The sequence below is a fragment of the Streptomyces sp. NPDC018026 genome (genome assembly GCF_044327745.1).
Classification (GTDB): Bacteria; Actinomycetota; Actinomycetes; order Streptomycetales; family Streptomycetaceae; genus Streptomyces; species Streptomyces rubrogriseus.
Genome location: NZ_JBIRFY010000002.1, coordinates 590062 through 608098, shown reverse-complemented (window position 1 = coordinate 608098; position 18037 = coordinate 590062). Strand labels below are relative to the sequence as shown.

Annotated in this window: 17 protein-coding genes and 2 pseudogenes; 11 read left to right on the top strand and 8 right to left on the bottom strand. The window is 72.7% G+C overall.

What is annotated here, in order from left to right:
• Positions 1-180: pseudogene (locus ACH4D3_RS08320) on the top strand (MFS transporter); the annotation flags it as partial.
• Positions 181-275: 95 nt separating this feature from the next.
• Positions 276-467, top strand: a pseudogene (locus ACH4D3_RS08315) (MFS transporter); the annotation flags it as partial.
• Here ACH4D3_RS08315 and ACH4D3_RS08310 read toward each other — a convergent pair.
• The 3 genes from ACH4D3_RS08310 to ACH4D3_RS08300 form a co-directional block, all read right to left on the bottom strand.
• Positions 418-4860, bottom strand: a complete 4443-nt coding sequence (locus ACH4D3_RS08310; protein WP_398317959.1) for an HAD-IC family P-type ATPase — start codon at positions 4858-4860, stop codon at positions 418-420. The pseudogene ACH4D3_RS08315 and the gene ACH4D3_RS08310 overlap by 50 nt on opposite strands.
• Before the next feature lie 9 nt (positions 4861-4869).
• Positions 4870-5628, bottom strand: coding sequence for a hypothetical protein (locus ACH4D3_RS08305; RefSeq protein WP_398317956.1), 759 nt, complete (start codon positions 5626-5628; stop codon positions 4870-4872).
• Between the two features lie 112 nt (positions 5629-5740).
• Positions 5741-6646, bottom strand: a complete 906-nt coding sequence (locus tag ACH4D3_RS08300; RefSeq protein ID WP_398317954.1) for a helix-turn-helix domain-containing protein — start codon at positions 6644-6646, stop codon at positions 5741-5743.
• A 101-nt stretch (positions 6647-6747) separates the two neighbouring features.
• On the opposite strand from ACH4D3_RS08300, the gene ACH4D3_RS08295 reads away from it, so the two are divergent.
• Both ACH4D3_RS08295 and ACH4D3_RS08290 read left to right on the top strand, forming a co-directional pair.
• Positions 6748-8178 (top strand): MFS transporter, encoded by a 1431-nt coding sequence (locus ACH4D3_RS08295; RefSeq protein WP_398317951.1) that lies wholly within the window; start codon positions 6748-6750, stop codon positions 8176-8178.
• Between the two features lie 112 nt (positions 8179-8290).
• Complete coding sequence (locus ACH4D3_RS08290) at positions 8291-9367, top strand: chitinase (protein WP_398317948.1); 1077 nt, start codon at positions 8291-8293, stop codon at positions 9365-9367.
• 104 nt (positions 9368-9471) lie between these two features.
• On the opposite strand, the gene ACH4D3_RS08285 is transcribed toward ACH4D3_RS08290, so the two are convergent.
• Complete coding sequence (locus ACH4D3_RS08285; protein WP_398317945.1) at positions 9472-10854, bottom strand: glycine--tRNA ligase; 1383 nt, start codon at positions 10852-10854, stop codon at positions 9472-9474.
• Positions 10855-11014: 160 nt separating this feature from the next.
• Here ACH4D3_RS08285 and ACH4D3_RS08280 point away from each other — a divergent pair, with 160 nt between their 5' ends.
• The 4 genes from ACH4D3_RS08280 to ACH4D3_RS08265 all read left to right on the top strand — a co-directional run bounded on the left by ACH4D3_RS08280 (position 11015) and on the right by ACH4D3_RS08265 (position 14225).
• Positions 11015-11995 (top strand): zinc ABC transporter substrate-binding protein, encoded by a 981-nt coding sequence (locus tag ACH4D3_RS08280; protein ID WP_398317942.1) that lies wholly within the window; start codon positions 11015-11017, stop codon positions 11993-11995.
• Positions 11996-12056: 61 nt separating this feature from the next.
• Positions 12057-12827 carry a metal ABC transporter ATP-binding protein gene (locus ACH4D3_RS08275; protein WP_398317939.1) on the top strand — a complete coding sequence of 257 codons (771 nt, stop codon included), beginning with the start codon at positions 12057-12059 and terminating at the stop codon, positions 12825-12827.
• Positions 12828-12840: 13 nt separating this feature from the next.
• The gene (locus ACH4D3_RS08270; protein ID WP_398317937.1) at positions 12841-13743 is read left to right on the top strand and encodes a metal ABC transporter permease; all 903 of its coding nucleotides are present in this window, start codon (positions 12841-12843) and stop codon (positions 13741-13743) included.
• Positions 13744-13805: 62 nt separating this feature from the next.
• Positions 13806-14225: a Fur family transcriptional regulator gene (locus ACH4D3_RS08265; protein ID WP_398317934.1), complete on the top strand. Its 420-nt coding sequence runs from the start codon at positions 13806-13808 to the stop codon at positions 14223-14225.
• 32 nt (positions 14226-14257) lie between these two features.
• Here ACH4D3_RS08265 and ACH4D3_RS08260 read toward each other — a convergent pair whose 3' ends face one another.
• The 4 genes from ACH4D3_RS08260 to ACH4D3_RS08245 are packed head-to-tail and all read right to left on the bottom strand — an operon-like array spanning position 14258 to position 16294.
• Entirely contained in the window at positions 14258-15088 is an 831-nt protein-coding gene (locus ACH4D3_RS08260; RefSeq protein ID WP_398317931.1) for an isoprenyl transferase, read from the bottom strand.
• A 12-nt stretch (positions 15089-15100) separates the two neighbouring features.
• Positions 15101-15847, bottom strand: a complete 747-nt coding sequence (recO, locus tag ACH4D3_RS08255; protein WP_042826133.1) for a DNA repair protein RecO — start codon at positions 15845-15847, stop codon at positions 15101-15103.
• A gap of 22 nt (positions 15848-15869) precedes the next feature.
• The gene (locus ACH4D3_RS08250; protein WP_398317928.1) at positions 15870-16091 is read right to left on the bottom strand and encodes a hypothetical protein; all 222 of its coding nucleotides are present in this window, start codon (positions 16089-16091) and stop codon (positions 15870-15872) included.
• On the bottom strand, positions 16088-16294 hold the full coding sequence (locus ACH4D3_RS08245; RefSeq protein WP_361000689.1) for a hypothetical protein: 207 nt from the start codon (positions 16292-16294) through the stop codon (positions 16088-16090). Before ACH4D3_RS08245 ends, ACH4D3_RS08250 begins: the two co-directional genes overlap by 4 nt.
• A gap of 114 nt (positions 16295-16408) precedes the next feature.
• Here ACH4D3_RS08245 and ACH4D3_RS08240 point away from each other — a divergent pair, with 114 nt between their 5' ends.
• Genes ACH4D3_RS08240 through ACH4D3_RS08230 form a run of 3 tightly spaced genes read left to right on the top strand, consistent with a single transcriptional unit; the run spans position 16409 to position 18004 of the window.
• Positions 16409-17239, top strand: a complete 831-nt coding sequence (locus ACH4D3_RS08240; RefSeq protein WP_398318938.1) for a Scr1 family TA system antitoxin-like transcriptional regulator — start codon at positions 16409-16411, stop codon at positions 17237-17239.
• Positions 17221-17433 carry a DUF397 domain-containing protein gene (locus ACH4D3_RS08235; protein WP_398317925.1) on the top strand — a complete coding sequence of 71 codons (213 nt, stop codon included), beginning with the start codon at positions 17221-17223 and terminating at the stop codon, positions 17431-17433. The genes ACH4D3_RS08240 and ACH4D3_RS08235 overlap by 19 nt, the downstream gene beginning before the upstream one ends.
• Positions 17434-17461: 28 nt before the next feature.
• The gene (locus ACH4D3_RS08230) at positions 17462-18004 is read left to right on the top strand and encodes a hypothetical protein (protein ID WP_398317922.1); all 543 of its coding nucleotides are present in this window, start codon (positions 17462-17464) and stop codon (positions 18002-18004) included.
• The last annotated feature ends 33 nt before the right edge of the window (positions 18005-18037 follow it).

Here is an 18037-nt window from a genome sequence, read left to right as displayed (position 1 = left end):
TACCGCGAGACCTTCGTCTCCGCCGCCCGCCCCGGCTGGTGGATCCTGGCCGCCTGCGGCCTCGCGGTCCTCGTCCTCGGCGCCGTCACGAGCGGCCGCTGGGCCCACCGCACGGCGGAGCGAACGGCCGAGCGCCTCGGGTCGCCGGAGGTACGGGAGGCGGCACGGGCGGGGACATGACGCCCCCCGCGGGCGGGAACGTGACGGCCCCCCGCGGGCGGCGGCCGGTCTCGGCGACCCGCCTCACCGCACCCGCCCGCGGCAGCCGTTCCGGCTCGTACCGCGAGACCTTCGTCTCCGCCGCCCGCCCCGGCTGGTGGATCCTGGCCGCCTGCGGCCTCGCGGTCCTCGTCCTCGGCGCCGTCACGAGCGGCGGCTGGGCCCCCGCGGGGCGGCGGCCGGTCTCGGCGCCCCGCCTCACCGCACCGCCCGCGGCAGCCGTTCCGCCAGCTTCGGCCAGTACCTGACGATCGCGTCCTCCAGGCCCGGCAACGCCCGCTGCCCCGCCAGCGCCAGCGCGATCGCGGCGGCCACGCACGTCCACGCGACCGGGCCCAGCGGGGTGCAGCCGAAGAGGCGGCTGGCGCCCGGCGTCTGGACGAGGGCGACCAGGGCGGCGGCCGAGCCGAGGGACGTGACCTGGACCACGCGGCTGTCGCGGCGGTCGGCGAGGGTCTGGGCGAGCTGCGTGCCGACGACCGCGCACAGCGCCATGGTCGTCGAGCGGCGCCGGGTGCCCGGCGTGAAGCGGCCCAGCAGCCAGGCCGCGGTCGCGCCGAGCGCGGTGGTCAGGGCCCGGTGCCGGATCTGCCGGAGCAGGGGCTCGCCCAGCACGGCCGTACCGAGCGGCGCGCCCGCGTCGGCCTCCTCCTGCTCCGGATCGCCCGTCTTGGTCACCGCGACGGCCATCGCGGGGAACAGGTCGGTGAAGAGGTTGACCAGCAGCATCTGCCGGGTGGACAGCGGGGCGGCGCCGCCCAGCACCGTGCCGAGGATGCCGAAGCCGACCTCGCCCGCGTTGCCGCCGATCAGGATGGCGATGGCGTCGGCGACGCTGTGCCACAGGGCACGCCCCTCCCGCACCGCCTCCACCAGCACCAGCAGGTCGTCGCCCGTGACCACCAGGTCGGCGGCGTTGCGGGCGGCGGCCGAGCCGCGGGCGCTGATGCCGACGCCGATGTCGGCGGCCCGGATCGCGGCGGCGTCGTTGGCGCCGTCTCCGACCATGCCGACGACCCGCCCGGCGTCCCGCAGCGACTCGACGACCTGGAGCTTCTGCTCGGGCGCCACCCGGGCCACGACGTCCGCGTCGCGCAGCATCCGGGAGCGGGCGGTGCGGTCGGCGGCGGCGAGTTCGTCGCCGGTGACCACGACCGCGTCCTCGGGCCAGCCCAGGTCGACGGCGATGGCGTGGGCGGTCTGCGGATGGTCGCCGGTCAGCACCACGGGCCGTACGCCCGCCTCGCGCAGCCCGCGCACCAGCGCCGGGGAGGTCTCGCGGGCCACGTCGGCCAGCGCGAGCAGTCCGGTGAACTCCAGCTCCGACGGCTGCCGTTCCAGCACGTCGGCCGCCTTCTCGCCCCGTGCCAGGGTCCGCCGCGCCACCGCGATGATGCGCAGTCCGTCTCCCGCCAGCCGCTGCGCCGCCTCCGGGGCGTGGGCCGGCAGACCGGCGCAGGCGGGCAGCACCGTCTCCGGGGCGCCCTTGACCACCAGTACGGCGGGGCCCCTCCCGTCCTCGCGTCCGACGGCGGCGGCGTAGCCGCGGGAGGTCTCGAAGGGCAGGCCCTCCTCCTGCGTCCACCCGGGGTCGTCCCCGGCCGCGTCCAGGATCGCCTCGTCGGTGGCGTGGGTGGGCCGGGCGCCGTCGCCGTCCAGCCGGGGGCAGGCGCGCGCGGCGGTCCGTACGGCGTCGGCGGCGTCCGGGTCGCCCGCCCGGCGGACCGTGCCGTCGGTGCCCACGACCCGGGACAGCCGCAGCCGGTTCTCGGTGAGGGTGCCCGTCTTGTCGAAGCAGACGGTGTCCATCCGGCCCAGCGCCTCCAGCGTGCGCGGGGTGCGCACCAGGACGCCCCGGCGGCTGAGCCTGCGGGCCGCGGCGAGCTGGGCCACGGTCGCCACCAGCGGCAGCCCCTCGGGCACGGCGGCCACCGCCACCGACACGCCACCGGCGACGGCCCGCCGGATCGGCGCCCCGCGCAGCAGCGAGAGCCCGGTCACCGCGGCGCCACCCGCCAGGGTGAGCGGCAGCGCCTTGCGGGTCAGCTCCTGGAGCCTGGCCTGCACTCCGGCCGCGGACGGCGTACGGGCCGCCAGCGCGACCGCGCGCGCCGCCTCGGTGTGGTCGCCGGTGTCGACGACGACGGCGCGGGCCCGCCCGGCCACCACGGTCGTGCCCTCGAAGACCATGCAGTACCGCTCCGCCACGGGGGCGCGGGGCGCCGGGTCCACGCACTTGTCCACCGGCAGCGACTCACCGGTCAGCGCGGACTCGTCCACCTCCAGGCCGTCCTCCCACAGCAGCCGCGCGTCGGCGGGCACCACGTCGTCCGCCTTCAGCTCGATCACCTGGCCGGGGTGCAGCTTGGCCGCGTCCACGATCCGCGGCTCGCCCTCCGGGGCGGGCTCCGCACTGCCGCGGGCGGGTCGACCCTCCCGCGAGGGCTCCTCGGCGACCCGGGCCTTCTGCTTCTGCTCCGCCAGCAGCCCGGACAGCGCCCGCTCGGCGCGCAGCCGCTGGAAGCCGCCGACCAGCGCGTTCAGGTCGAGGGCGCCGACCACGAGCAGCGCGTCGACGACCGACCCGAGGATCGCGGAGGCGGCCGAGCCGACCGCGAGGACCGGGGTGAGCGGGTCGTCCAGTTCGCCGCGTACGGCCCGGGCCAGCTGCCACGACCAGCGGACCGGAGCCAGCACGGGCACCCGGCCCGCCCGGTCGGCGGCCGCCCGCAGCCGGGCCGTGGCCTGTTCCACGGCGGTCGGCCCGGGTTCGCGCGCCCGCTCCAGCCGGTCCCGTACGTCCTGCGGGTCCAGCGCGTGCCAGGCGACCCGGGCCCGGGGGTGCGGGGCGCGGGCCGTCGCCACGCCGACCGCCGCCCGGGTGCCGGACAGCAGGGCCAGCGCCGCGCTCGCGTCGACCGGCGCGTGCCGCATCCCCAGCAGCGACGACACGCCGCCCCGGCTCCTGCCGCGCGCCTCGCCGACCGCGACCAGCAGTCCGGACAGCGCGGCCCCGGACCGGGCCAGCGTCTGCGAGCGCCGCCCGACCGCACGCGCGACCGGCACCGCCCGCAGCACCCGCCACACGTCGGCGAGCCCCTGCGGCGCGAGCACGTCCGCGCCCCACGCCACCGGGCAGTCCCCGTCGGCCAGCGCGACGGCCACGTCCCCGGCGAGCAGCCCGGCCGACACGGACCCGTCGTCGCCGGGCGGCGGCCGTACGACGGTGACGACGCCGCCCTCGGCGCGCAGTTCGGCCACGACGTCCGCGAGCGGGCGGCGGGCGCCGACGACCTGGTCGGCGAGGCCGGTGAAGTCGGCCAGTGCCGGGTCCTCGACCATGACCACGCGCAGTCCCGCGCGCCGCGCCGCGTCCAGCACGTCCTCGGTCCACGGGTCCGCGCCCGCGCCCGGCACCCGCAGCGCGCTGGGGTGCAGTACGACCGTGCGGGCCATCTCCAGCTGCCGCAGCCGCCCGGGATCGCGCACCAGCACACCCGCGCGGGACAGCGCCGCGCTCAGTACGGCGTGGAAGGCGGCGGGCCCGTAACGGGCGGCCTTGGGCGAACCGGCGAGCACCGCCTCCGCCGCCTCGGCCAGGTCGTGCTTGACCAGCAGGGTCGCGGCGGCGCCCGCCACACTGCCCGCCGAGGCGTGGGCGGCGTAGTCCTGGGCCGGTGAGGTGCGCGGCGGCGGCCGCAGGGCGGGGGCGGCGGGCAGGCTGTCGCGGCCGGGCACGCACAACCGGTCGTGCACGACCTCGAAGGCGGCACCCCGCGCCACCGCCTCCGTCAGCTGGCACACGCGCAGCGCCCCGTCGAGCACCAGTGAGGTGGGGCTCTGCCCGGCGCCGTGGACGGCGGCGTTGGCGGCGGCCAGTGCCACGTCCATGCGGTGGTCGCCGAGCCGCTCGCGCAGCCAGGCGCGGAAGGCCGGGTTCTCGCGCAGCAGCGTCGCTACGGCGGTGACCAGGCGGGGCGAGGGCGGCAGCCGCAGCCGCGCGCCGGTCACGGCGGCGGCGACGCCCAGCACGTCCGCGCCGAGCGCGGCCGCCGCGACGCGCACCGGGGCCGGGTCGCCGGGGTGGTCCGGCTCGTCCACCGGGTCGTCGCCCACCAGGTCGTCCACCGGTCCGTCCACCGGTCCGTCCGACTCGGTGCGGCCGGTCCGGGCCGTCTGGTCCACCCGGGTGAGTCCGTGGCGTTCGGCGAGTTCCGTGGCGTGGTCCACGACGCGGTCGGTGAGCGTGTCCTCGGTCGCGGTCACCACCAGTCTGGCGAGACCGGTGTCCCAGTAGGCCAGCAGCACGTCCGGGTGCTCGGCCAGTGCCGCCGCCACCCGCCGTCCCACCCTCTCCGTACCGCCCGCCCGGTGCACCTCGTCCCTCGCGACCGGCCGCAGCGCGAGGTGCGCCCGGGGTCCGGCCCGCCAGTCCCGCGATCCCCCGGGCAGCGCGGCGCGGGCCACCCGTGCCGCCCGGGCCGCGAAGTCGGCGCCGCGCACCCCGGCCCGCGCGGTGCCCGCCGCCGCCCCGGCCGCGGCGCCCACGGCGGGCGCGGTGCCCCGCGCGAGCAGCCGGGGTCCGGCCAGCACGAATCCCGTGACGGCGTCCTGGGAACGCGTGAGCAGTCCGCCGGCCATCGCTCTCCCTCAGCCGGACGTGCGGGTGCGCGACGCGGCGGCCGTCTTGCGGCTGCGGCTCCCGCTCCGGCCGCCGCCCGAGGAGGAGGGCCGGCTGGAGGTCGCCTTGGTCCCCGACCCGCTCTTGGCCCGGGTGGGGGACGCGGTCTTCTTCGCGGAGGTCTTCTTCGCGGGCGACTTCCTCGCGGCGGCGGACTTCGCCGCCGTGGACTTGGCGGCGGCCTTCTTGGCTCCGGTGGTCCGCTTGGCGCCGGTGGTCCGCTTGGCCGCGGCAGCCGACTTGGCGGTGGTGGCCGTCCCGGCCGTCCCGCCCCCGGCGGCCTTGGTCCCGCTCGTCGCCCTCGCCCCGGCCGTCTTCGCCGTGGCGGCCTTCGCCGTGGCCGCCCTGCTGGTGGTCTTCCTGGCCGTCGTCCGGGCAGGCTTGGTGCCGGCGGCACCCCGGGCCCCGCCCGCTTCCGCGTCCCCGCCCTTCGCCGCGCTCCCGTCGCCGCCCCGCCCGTTCTGCCCGTTCCGCCCGCGCGGCTGCGTCAGCCAGGCCACCGCCGCCCCGGTGACCGCGACCGGCCACTCCACCAGTCCGGCGACGCCCAGCACTCCGGCACCCGTGTAGACGAGCACGCGCCGCCCGCGCGGCGACACCGCCCCGATCCTGTCCAGCGCGCCCTCGGCCGCCCTGCCCACCGTCCCGGCACCCGGCACCTTCCGCACCGCCGAAGCGGCCGCGTGCAACGGCCGCGGGAGTGTCCGCGCCGACTTCTGCTCAGCCATGACTGTTCGTCCTCGCCCTGTCCGTGCTGTGGGAACCCCGGGCTGTGCACAGCCTGGGAAACCCCGGGAACATCACCTTCCGCATTTCCCCGGGTTCCCGCACTTCGGGCGCTCATCCCGACGCGGCCGGCTCCCGCTCCAGGGCGATCGCGTGCAGCTTCTCCAGCCGCTGCCGGGAGTCGTCGTCGGCCGGTGCGTAGGTCACCATCCGAGGGCCCGGTTCCGGTCCGAGCCACAGGTCGGTGTGGTCGACGCGGATCCGGCCGACGTGCCGGTTGAGGAACTCCTTGCGCTTGCCGCGGTGCGCGACGACCTCGTACCGTTCCCAGGCCTCGCGGAAGGCGGGCGACTGGGTGCGCAGCCGCTTGAGCAGCATCTTCCAGGCGGGCTCGGCGAGATGACCGGCCATGGTGGCGCGGAACCGGGCCGCCATCAGCCGCTGGGTCTCCTCCAGATGGACGATGGAGGACCGCCAGTCCTCGTGGGTGAAGCAGAGGACCATGCAGTTGCGGTCCTCGGGCGGCACCGAGTCCAGGTCGCACAGCAGCAGCCCGTACGTCCGGTTGTGGGCGAGGATGTCGTACCGGCTGTTCTGCACGCAGGCGGGGTAGGGCTCGAACTGCTCCAGCAGGGCGCGCACCGCCGGTGTGATGGCCGGGCAATGCGTCGCGGGCGTCGGGTCGACGGAGCCCGCCAGCTGGAAGAGGTGGGCGCGCTCGGTGGGGTCGAGCAGCAGGGCGCGGGCGAGGGCGTCGAGGACCTGCACGGACACCTGGATGTCCCGGGCCTGCTCCAGCCAGGTGTACCAGGTGACGCCGACGGCCGAGAGCTGGGCGACCTCCTCGCGCCGCAGCCCCGGGGTCCGGCGGCGGCGTCCGCGGGGCAGCCCGACGTGTTCGGGCGCGATGCGCTCGCGGCGGCTGCGCAGGAAGGCGGCGAGTTCGTGCCGCCGGATCTCCGAGCCGGTGTCCCGGGGCGGGGCCTGTGCCACCGTCTCCTGACCCGTCGTGGTCGTCATGCCTCCAGGGTGCCGCGTCCTGAACCCTGTTGCCAGGTAGTCCTACTACCAGCACAAGAAGACTCTGGTACCACCTTGGAAAGGGTCGCAGGCTCGACCACGTGACCGAAACCATCACTTCACGTCCCGTCCGTACGGGCCCCACGGCGCCGCCCGCGCTCGGTGGCCTCGGGCTCTTCACGGTGCTGCTGGCCGCGGCGCTCCCGCTCGTCGACTTCTTCATCGTCAACGTCGCCCTGCCCACCATCGGCGCGGATCTCTCCGCGAGCGAGGCGGTCCTGGAACTGGTCGTCGCCGGATACGGGGTGGCGTACGCCGTCCTGCTGGTCCTCGGCGGCCGGCTCGGCGATCTCTTCGGCCGGCGCCGCCTGTTCCTGGGCGGCATGGCGGCCTTCGGGCTGACCTCGCTGGCCTGCGGTCTGGCGCCGGACGCCTGGTCGCTGGTGGCCGCGCGGGTGGCGCAGGGCGCCTCGGCCGCCGCGATGCTGCCGCAGGTGCTGGCGACCATCCAGGCGACCACGTCCGGTCCCCGGCGCGCGAAGGCCATGGGCCTGTACGGGGCCACGGCCGGCCTGTCGATGGTGGCCGGGCAGATCCTCGGCGGCGTCCTGGTGGCCGCCGACATCGCGGGCACCGGCTGGCGTTCCGTCTTCCTCGTCAACGTCCCGGTCGTCCTCGCGGGCCTCTTCCTGGCCGCCCGCGCGGTCCCGGAGACCCGCTCCGCGCGCCCCGAGCCGGTGGACGTCCCCGGCACCTTCCTGCTGGCCGCCTCGATCCTGACCCTGCTGGTCCCGCTGACCGAGGGCCGGGCGGCGGGCTGGCCGCTGTGGACGTGGCTGTCGCTGGCGGCGTTCCCGTTCGTGGCGGCGGCGTTCTACGCGGTGGAGCGCCGGGCGGACCGCGCGGGCCGTACGCCGCTGGTCCCGCCGAGCCTGTTCGCGATCGTGTCGCTGCGCCGCGGCCTCCTGCTCATCGTGCCGTTCTCGATCGGCTTCAGCGGCTTCATGTTCGTCATCGCGGTGGCTTTGCAGCAGGGCGCGGGCCTGGGCCCGGTGGCCGCGGGCCTGGCACTGGCACCACTGGCGGTGGTGTTCTTCCTCTTCTCCCTCGCCGGTCCCCGGCTGGTCGCCCGCTACGGCACCCGCGTCGTCCCCACCGGCGCCGCCCTCCAGGGGGTGGGCCTGGCCCTGATGACGCTGGCCGCGTGGCGTTCCTGGCCCGATCTGGGACTGGTCGAACTCCTGCCGGGCGCGGCGGTCGCGGGCGCGGGCCAGGCGCTCCAGCTCCCGGTCGTCCTCCGGTTGGTCCTCTCGGAGGTGCCCGCCGAACGCGCCGGTGTGGGCAGCGGCGTCATGGTCACCACCCAGCAGTCGTCGCTGGCGCTGGGCGTGGCCACCCTGGGCACGCTGTTCCTGTCGCTGGTCCCGGGGATGGGCATGCGGGACGCCCTGGTGACGACGCTGCTGGTGCAGTTCGCGGGGGTGGCCCTGACCGGCCTGCTGAGTCTGCGCCTGCCCCGGACGATCGCCTGAGCGGATCCGCTTCTTGGTCCAGACCTCTTGACGAAAGGTCTGGACCAAAGCACTGTCATGCCTACGACACAAGACGACTCTCCCTCACCGAACCCCCACCGGGAGGCCCGGCATGATCCGCCGCAAGATCCGTCTACTGGCCGCCGCACTGGCGGCCACCGTTCTGGTCCCACTGGGAGTCGCCACCGCGTCGGCGGCTCCCGGTAGCGCCGCCCCCACCGGCGCGGCCGCCGACACCTGCGCCGTGAAGTCGAAGCCCACCGGCAAGGTCCTCCAGGGCTACTGGGAGAACTGGGACGGCGCCGCCAACGGCGTCCACCCGCCCTTCGGCTGGACGCCGATCACCGACCCCCAGATCGGCGCCCACGGCTACAACGTCCTCAACGCGGCCTTCCCGGTGATCCTCTCCGACGGCACGGCCCTGTGGGAGGACGGCATGGACCGGGGCGTGAAGGTGGCGACGCCCGCGGAGATGTGCGCGGCCAAGGCGTCCGGGCAGACGCTGCTGCTCTCCATCGGCGGCGCGACGGCCGGAATCGACCTCAACTCGACCGCGGTCGCGGACCGTTTCGTCGACACGATCGTCCCGATCCTCAAGACGTACAACTTCGACGGCATAGACATCGACATCGAGACCGGCCTGACCGGCAGCGGCAACATCAACCAGCTCTCCGCGTCCCAGTCCAACCTGATCCGCATCATCGACGGCGTACTGGCCCGCATGCCCTCGAACTTCGGCCTCACGATGGCCCCGGAGACGGCGTACGTCACCGGCGGCAGCATCGTCTACGGCTCGATCTGGGGCGCGTACCTGCCGATCATCAAGAAGTACGCGGACAACGGCCGCCTGTGGTGGCTGAACATGCAGTACTACAACGGCAGCATGTACGGCTGTTCCGGCGACTCCTACTCGGCCGGCACCGTGCAGGGCTTCACCGCCCAGACCGACTGCCTGGACAAGGGCCTGGTCATCCAGGGCACCACGATCCGGGTGCCCTACGACAAGCAGGTTCCGGGCCTGCCCGCCCAGCCCGGCGCGGGCGGCGGCTACATGGCACCGTCCCTGGTCTCCCAGGCCTGGAACCACTACAACGGCGCCCTCAAGGGCCTGATGACCTGGTCCCTCAACTGGGACGGCTCGAAGAACTGGACCTTCGGCAACAACGTGAAGTCCCTACAGGGCCGCTGACGTGAAAACGCCCACCCACCAGCCGACCGAGTCGGGTGGTGGGTGGGCATAGGCCCGGGGGTCCAGGGGGCGGAGCCCCCTGGTACCTCAACCGGAACGGACGTTCAGCAGCCGACCAGCCGAGAAGCGAGGTACCCCTCGATCTGGTCCAGCGACACGCGCTCCTGCTTCATCGTGTCCCGCTCCCGGACGGTCACCGCGTTGTCGTCCAGCGTGTCGAAGTCCACCGTCACACAGAACGGCGTCCCGATCTCGTCCTGACGCCGGTAGCGCCGCCCGATCGCCCCGGCGTCGTCGAACTCGATGTTCCAGTTCTGCCGCAGCGCCTGCGCGAGCCCCTTCGCCTTAGGCGACAGCTCCGGGTTGCGGGACAGCGGCAGCACGGCGACCTTCACCGGCGACAGCCGCGGGTCGAGCCGCAGCACGGTGCGCTTCTCCAGCTTGCCCTTGGCGTTCGGCGCCTCGTCCTCGATGTACGCGTCGAGCAGGAAGGCGAGCATCGCGCGCCCGACACCGGCCGCCGGCTCGATGACGTACGGCGTCCAGCGCTCCTGGGCCTCCTGGTCGTAGTAGGAGAGGTCCTGGCCGGAGGCCTTGGCGTGCGAGGAGAGGTCGTAGTCGGTCCGGTTGGCGACACCCTCCAGCTCGCCCCACTCACTGCCGCCGAACTGGAAGCGGTACTCGATGTCGGCGGTGCGCTTGGAGTAGTGGGAGAGCTTCTCGGCGGGGTGGTCGTACCACCGCATGTTCTCCTCGCGCAGGCCGAGACCGGTGTACCAGTTCCAGCGCTGCTCCATCCAGTACTCCTGCCACTTCTCGTCCTCGCCCGGCTTGACGAAGAACTCCATCTCCATCTGCTCGAACTCGCGGGTGCGGAAGATGAAGTTGCCGGGCGTGATCTCGTTGCGGAAGGACTTGCCCATCTGGGCGATGCCGAACGGCGGCTTGCGCCGCGAAGTGGTCTGCACCTGGGCGAAGTTGGTGAAGATGCCCTGGGCGGTCTCGGGCCGCAGGTAGGCGACGGAGCCGCTGTCCTGGGTCGGGCCGAGGTGGGTGGAGAGCAGACCGGAGAACTGCTTGGGCTCGGTGAAGGTGCCCTTGTTGCCGCAGTTGGGGCAGTTGAGGTCGGCCAGGCCGTTCTCCGGGGCGTGGCCCTTCTTCTCCTCGTACGCCTCCTCCAGGTGGTCCGCGCGGAACCGCTTGTGGCAGGAGGTGCACTCGGTCAGCGGGTCCGTGAAGGTGGCGACGTGACCGGAGGCCACCCAGACCTCGGGGGCCAGGATCACGGAGGAGTCGAGACCGACGACGTCCTCGCGCGAGGTGACCATGTAGCGCCACCACTGGCGCTTGAGGTTCTCCTTGAGCTCGACACCCAGCGGACCGTAGTCCCAGGCGGCCTTCGTACCGCCGTAGATCTCACTGCTGGGGAATACGAAGCCACGGCGCTTGCTCAGGCTGACGATGGTGTCGATCTTGTCGGCGGCCACGGTGCTCTCTTCATTACGACGACGGGCGACGAAGCGAGATGCTTCCAGAGAATGCTTCAGGTTACCGGCGTGGGCCACCCCTCGGCCAAATCGGGGCCTCCCAGCTGCGGAATCGCCCGCTTGTTGACAACGGTTTCCATATTTGTTGAAAATGAGTGTCATGAACGCACGACGACGCCGCATCTCCGGCATAGCAGTCACCGCGGCCACCGCACTCGGCCTCGGCACCCTCTCCGCCTGCTCCAGCGACAGCTCGGCGGCGGGCAACACGGACAAGTTCGACGTCGTCGCGTCGTTCTACCCCATGGAGTACCTCGCCGAGCAGATCGGCGGGGACCACGTGAACGTCACCACCCTCACCGAGCCCGGCCAGGAGCCGCACGACCTGGAGCTGAGCGCCAAGCAGACCGCCCAGATGGGCGAGGCGGACGCGGTGCTCTACCTGAAGTCCCTCCAGCCCGCCGTGGACGAGGCGATCGCCCAGTCCGACGTGAAGACCAAGATCGACGCGGCCACGCTCACGAAGCTGGAAGACCACGGGAACGTCGAGCACGACCACGGCGGCGAGGAGCACGCGGACGAGCACGCCGAGGAGGAGCACTCCGAGGGCGGCGAGCACGCCCTCGACCCGCACGTCTGGCTGGACCCGGTGAAGTACGCCGAGATCGCCCAGGGCGTCGCGGAGTCCTTCGAGAAGGCCGACCCGGACCACGCCGACGACTACCGCAAGAACGCCGAGGCGCTGGCGAAGAAGCTGGGCGGCCTGGACACGGCGTTCAAGAACGGCCTGGCGAAGACCGACACCAAGGTCTTCTTCACCAACCACGCCGCCTTCGGCTACCTCGCCGAGCGCTACGGCCTCACCCAGGAGGCCATCAACGGCCTCGACCCGGAGAGCGAGCCCAGCCCCGCCCGGATCAAGGAGCTCCAGCAGGAGGCCAAGGCCGACGGCGTCACCACCGTCTTCTACGAGACACTGGTGTCCGACAAGACCGCGAAGACCCTCGCCAAGGACGCGGGCCTGAAGACGGACGTCCTCGATCCGCTGGAGGGCATCACCGACAAGTCCAAGGGCGAGGACTACGTCGGGGTCATGGAAGCCAACCTCAAGGCGCTCGAAACCGCCCTCGGCGCCAAGTAAGCAGCCCGGCCGGGCAGCCCCACCGGGCCGCCCGGCCCGTTCGATCGTTACGGAGGACATCGTGAGCGACGAGTCCGTCATATCCCTGCGTGGCGTCCGCGCCGAGCTGGGCTCACGCCCCGTCCTGCGCGGCATCGACCTCACCGTGCGGCGCGGCCAGGTGGTCGCGCTGCTCGGCGCCAACGGCTCGGGCAAGTCCACGGCCGTACGCACGATCATCGGCCAGGTGCCGGTGACGGCCGGCGAGATCGAGCTGTTCGGCACCCCCAGGCGCCGCTTCCGCGACTGGGGGCGCCTGGGTTACGTCCCGCAGCGCACCACGGCCGCGGGCGGTGTCCCCGCCACGGTGACCGAGGTGGTCTCCTCGGGCCGGCTCTCCCGGGCCCGCTTCGGCGTCCTGCGCAAGGCCGACCACGAGGCCGTACGCCGCGCCCTCGACCTGGTCGGCATGGCCGACCGCGCCAAGGACTCGGTGAACGCCCTCTCCGGCGGCCAGCACCAGCGGGTGCTGATCGCCCGCGCGCTCGCCGCCGAACCCGACCTGTTGATCATGGACGAGCCGATGGCCGGCGTCGACCTGGCCAGCCAGGAAGTACTGGCCGAGACCCTGCGCGGGCAGGTGGCGGCCGGCACCACCGTCCTCCTCGTCCTGCACGAGCTGGGCCCCCTGGAGCCGCTGATCGACCGGGCGGTCGTCCTCCGCGACGGCTGCGTCCTGCACGACGGCCCGCCGCCCGAGGCGGTCGGCCAGCACGCGCTGCCCGGCCACGACCACGTCCACCCGCACGCACCGGCGGGCGCCGAACCGATCCGCACCGGCCTGCTGAGCTGAGAAGGCGACGACCATGGAAATCCTGAACTACGCCTTCATGCAGCGGGCGCTGCTCGCCGCCGTCCTGGTGGGCATCACCGCCCCGGCCATCGGCATCTACCTGGTCCAGCGCCGCCAGGCCCTCATGGGCGACGGCATCGGCCACGTGGCGATGACCGGCGTCGGTCTCGGCTTCCTGCTCTCCTGGTCCCCGGTGTGGATGGCGACCCTGGTCTCCGTCCTCGGCGCGATCCTCATGGAGCTGATCCGCTGGTACGGCAAGACCCGCGGCGACATCGCCCTCGCCATGCTCTTCTACGGCGGCATGGCGGGCGGCGTGATGTTCATCAACCTCGCGCCGGGCGGGTCCAACGCCAACCTCACCTCGTACCTCTTCGGCTCCCTGTCGACGGTCTCCGAGTCCGACGTGACCGCGATCTGCCTGCTCGCCGCCTTCGTGGTCCTGGTCACCGTCGGCCTGCGCCGCCAGCTGTTCGCCGTCAGCCAGGACGAGGAGTTCGCCCGGGTCACCGGCCTGCCGGTGCGCGCGCTGAACCTGCTGACGGCCGTCACGGCGGCGGTCACGGTGACGGTCGCGATGCGCGTCGTCGGCCTGCTGCTGGTCTCCGCGCTGATGGTGGTCCCGGTGGCCGCCGCGCAGCAGCTCACCCGCAGCTTCGCCGCCACCTTCGCCATCGCCGTCGCGCTCGGCGTGAGCGTGACGATCGGCGGCACGGTCACGTCGTACTACCAGGACGTGCCGCCCGGCGCGACGATCGTGCTGCTCACCATCGGCGCGTTCATCGCGCTGAGCGTGCTCGCCGCCCCGCTGGCCAGGCGACGCGCGCGGGCACTCGCCGCCGCGCAGCCCGCCGCGGATCCGGCGGAGTGCAAGATTCCGGCCACCAGGGGGGCCGCCGACGAGGTCGGCGTCTGACCGCGGGCGAACCGGGCTGGCACAATGGCCCGGCAAGCCGCGAAGACGTGAGGAGGAATCCAGTGACCACCGCTGGACCGCCCGTGAAGGGCCGCGCCACCCGGCAGCGGGCTGCCGTGTCGGCAGCCCTTCAGGAGGTCGAGGAGTTCCGCAGCGCGCAGGAACTCCACGACATGCTCAAGCACAAGGGCGACGCGGTCGGACTCACCACGGTCTACCGCACCCTGCAGTCCCTCGCCGACGCCGGCGAGGTCGACGTCCTGCGCACCGCCGAGGGCGAGTCCGTCTACCGGCGCTGCTCCACCGGCGACCATCACCACCACCTGGTCTGCCGCGCCTGCGGCAAGGCGGTCGAGGTGGAGGGCCCCGCGGTGGAGAAGTGGGCCGAGGCCATCGCCGCCGAGCACGGCTACGTCAACGTCGCCCACACGGTGGAGATCTTCGGCACCTGCGCCGACTGCGCGGGGGCCTGCGGCGATTGAGCGGAAGGGGCCGGGGCTGCGCCCCGGGCCCGCTAGCCCAGCTTGCCCTCCATGGCCAGAAGCTCCTCGTTCGGGATGGCGCCGCCGAAGCGGCGGTCCCGGGAGGCGAACTCCAGGCAGGCCCGCCACAGGTCACGCCGGTCGAAGTCGGGCCACAGCACGTCCTGGAAGACCATCTCCGCGTACGCGCTCTGCCAGAGCAGGTAGTTGGACGTGCGCTGCTCCCCGCTCGGCCGCAGGAAGACGTCCACGTCCGGCATGTCCGGGTAGTACAGGTACTTCGCGAGCGTCTTCTCGTTGACCTTGGCCGGGTCGAGCTTCCCGGCCCGCACGTCCTCGGCGAGGGCCTGCGCCGCGTCGGCGATCTCGGCCCGCCCGCCGTAGTTCATGCAGAAGTACAGCGTGAGCCGGTCGTTGTCCTTGGTCTGCTCCTGGGCGACCTGGAGCTCCTTGGCCACCGACTTCCACAGCCTGGGCATCCGCCCCGCCCAGCGCACCCGCACACCCAGCTCGTCCAGGGTGTCGCGGGACTTGCGGATGAAGTCGCGGTTGAAGTTCATCAGGAAGCGCACCTCCTCCGGCGAGCGCTTCCAGTTCTCGGTGGAGAAGGCGTACAGGGAGATGTTCCCGACGCCCATCTCGATCGCGCCCTGGAGCACGTCCATGACCTGCTCGGCACCGACCTTGTGCCCCTCGGTGCGCGGCAGCCCGCGCTCCTTGGCCCAGCGGCCGTTGCCGTCCATGACGATCGCCACATGCCCCGGGACCAGGTCACCGAGGGTCGGCGGCCGCGCGCCGGAGGGGTGCGGCTCCGGCGTCCTGTACTCCCGGCGCTGCCGCCCCAGAATCCCGCGTACGGCCATATCCGTTCTCTCCTACTTCTCGACGTACCGCAGGGAGCGCAGTCCCCGCTCAAGGTGCCAGTGCAGGTAGGCGGAGACCAGTCCGCTCCCCTCCCGCACATACCGCGGCTCGGCCGCGTCCGCCGTGCCCCAGTCTCCCGCAAGCAGCGCCCCGAGCAGTTCCAGGGCCTGCGGCGAGGGTACGACGCTGCCGGGCACCCGGCAGTCGACGCAGACGGAGCCGCCCGAGCCGACCGAGAAGAACCGGTTGGGACCGGGCAGGCCGCACTTCGCGCAGTCCCCGAAGGTCGGGGCGTAGCCGTTCACGGCCAGCGAGCGCAGCAGGAACGCGTCCAGCACCAGCGTCGGCGCGTGCTCGCCCCGGGCCAGGGTCCTGAGCGCGCCCACGAGCAGCAGGTACTGCTGCACCGCCGGCTCGCCCTCGTGGTCGGTGAACCGCTCGGCCGTCTCCAGCATGGCGGTCCCCGCGGTGTACCGCGCGTAGTCGGTGACGATCCCGCCACCGTACGGCGCGATCGTCTCGCTCTGCGTGCACAGCGGCAGCCCGCGCCCGACCAGCTCGCTGCCCTTCGAGAAGAACTGCACGTCCACGTGCGAGAACGGCTCCAGCCGCGCGCCGAACTTCGACTTCGTGCGCCGCACCCCGCGCGCCACGGCGCGTACGCGCCCGTGACCGCGCGTGAGCATGGTGATGATCCGGTCCGCCTCACCCAGCTTCTGGGTGCGCAGCACGATGCCGTCGTCGCGGAACAGACTCATGCCGCCCATTCTCGCGCATCCTTCAAGGCACCTCGCCCCGGCTTCGGGCGTTGGTGTACGCCGTCGCCGCGCTGAGCCGCTCGGACGAGGTGGCGTGGCGTACGTCACCCGGCTCGGCGTCCCACTCCCGCCCCCCGCCGTACGGCCGCATCTGGACGTACGGCCCCTCGTGCCCCATGACGATCCCGACCCGGCCGCTGCGGGTGTCCACGGCGTAGACCCCCACGGGCGGCGTCGTCGTCATCGCAGCACCGCCGCGAGGCGCTGTGCGGTCTCCACGGAACACCGGCCCAATTCGACGAGCGGGCAGGGTGCCTCCCGCGCAAGACTCACCGGGTCGAGCCCCAGTGAGGGCAGAATAATTCCTGCCTCCGCGAGCGCCGCGCGCAATTCTTTCACCGTGTCCTCCGCTCCTTCGACGCAGAGCGCCGAGTGTCGTGCTTCCACCGTGTTCCCTTCCCTTTACGGTTTCACTCTTCGTGTCCCCAGAATGACGCGACGTGCCTACACTCGGCAGGAGTATGTGCACTACAAGTGCGGGTCAGCGCATGGGGGTTGGTTATGGCCAATGGTTCACGGCAGGCCGCGTGGGAGTTCTTCGGAACGGAACTGAAACGGCGGCGAGAGGACGCCGGAATCACCCAAGTGGAGCTGGGTGCACGGGTATTCGTGTCGGGCGGCTACATCGGCCAGTTCGAACAGGCAATTCGGAAACCGCAGTTGGACGTGGCCCAGCGGATCGACGAGGCGCTACAAACCGACGGTATTTTCGAGCGCCTGTGCAGGAAGCTGATTGATGATCCCCGGTATGCGGATTACTTCGCCGGGGTGGTCGAGCTGGAGCGGCTGGCATCGACGGTCTGCGACTTCGAGCCGACGGTGGTTCCCGGGCTCCTCCAGACACCCGGGTATGCCAGGGCGCTCACCCTGGCAACACACCCCTTCGCGGCCGAAGAGTTCGTCGACGACAGGGTTGCGGCCCGCATGGAGCGGTCACGGATCCTCGGCGACGCTACACGCCCCGTGTATTGGGCGGTGGTGCACGAGACCGTGCTCCACGTTCCCGTCGGCGGGCCGGAGGTGGCGGCGGCAGCGCTGGAGCACATGAGCGTGCTGGCTGCCGAACGCAAGGTTCTGCTCCAGGTCCTCCCCTTCTCGGCAGGCGCCCCTGCCAACAGCGGGTCCCTCAGGCTCATGGAGTTCGAGGACGCTCCACCAACCGCCTATACAGAAACGTCGTTTTCAGGAAGCCTGCTGGACGATCCGGCGGTGGTGCACCGTGCCCGCCGAGCCTACGATCTGATCAGGGGCGCCGCACTGTCGCCGGAGACGTCCCTCGCCCTGGTCCGATCGGCGGCTGAGGAATTCAGACGATGCGCGAGTACGACCTGAGCGCCGCCCGCTGGCGCAAGAGCACGTACAGCAACGGCGACGGAGGCAACTGCCTCGAAGTCACCGACGGAGTCCCCGGCGTCATACCCGTCCGGGACAGCAAAGTGAGCGACGGCCCCGTGGTCGTCGTCGGGGCGGCGGCCTGGACGGAGTTCGTACGCACCGTTGTTCAGTCCTGCGGACCGGGTGTCTGAACAACTCGTCCGGCGCTTGAGTGACCCCATGATCACGCGCCGATTCGCCCTCGCCCTGTCCGCAGCCGTGACGATGACCCTGACGCTGTCCGCCTGCGGCGGCGAGGACGGGAAGGCGGCCGACGACCGGCAATCGCCCCGGGCCGCTTCCTCCGCCCCGTCGGAGTCGAAGCAGCCGTCGGCGGCCGCCTCCTCGGCCAAGCCCGCGACCCCCGCGGAGCTGCTGCCGCTCTTCCGCATCGCCTACGGCATGAACTCCTCCCCGATGTGCAGCCACGTCGCCTGGGACGACCCCGGCTGCGGTGAGGACCTCACCGCGGCCGCGGAACTCGCCGGCGCGATGGGCAAGAGCATCGAGCGCGACTTCCCCGACGGTGAGTACACCGAGGTCGAGAAGTCCGCGGACCACGTGGTGAAGGCGGTGGGCACCGTCCGCAAGCTCGGGTGCTACGAGATGGGTTCGACACCGCCCAAGACCGACTCGGCCAAGCTGCGGGAGCTGTGCCCCTCGATGAGCACCATCGCCTCCCTGGCCTGGCTCAACTTCGAGAGCAACGTGACTCTCCCCTAGGGGGCAACCCCCCGTAAATATCATGCTGTTGCC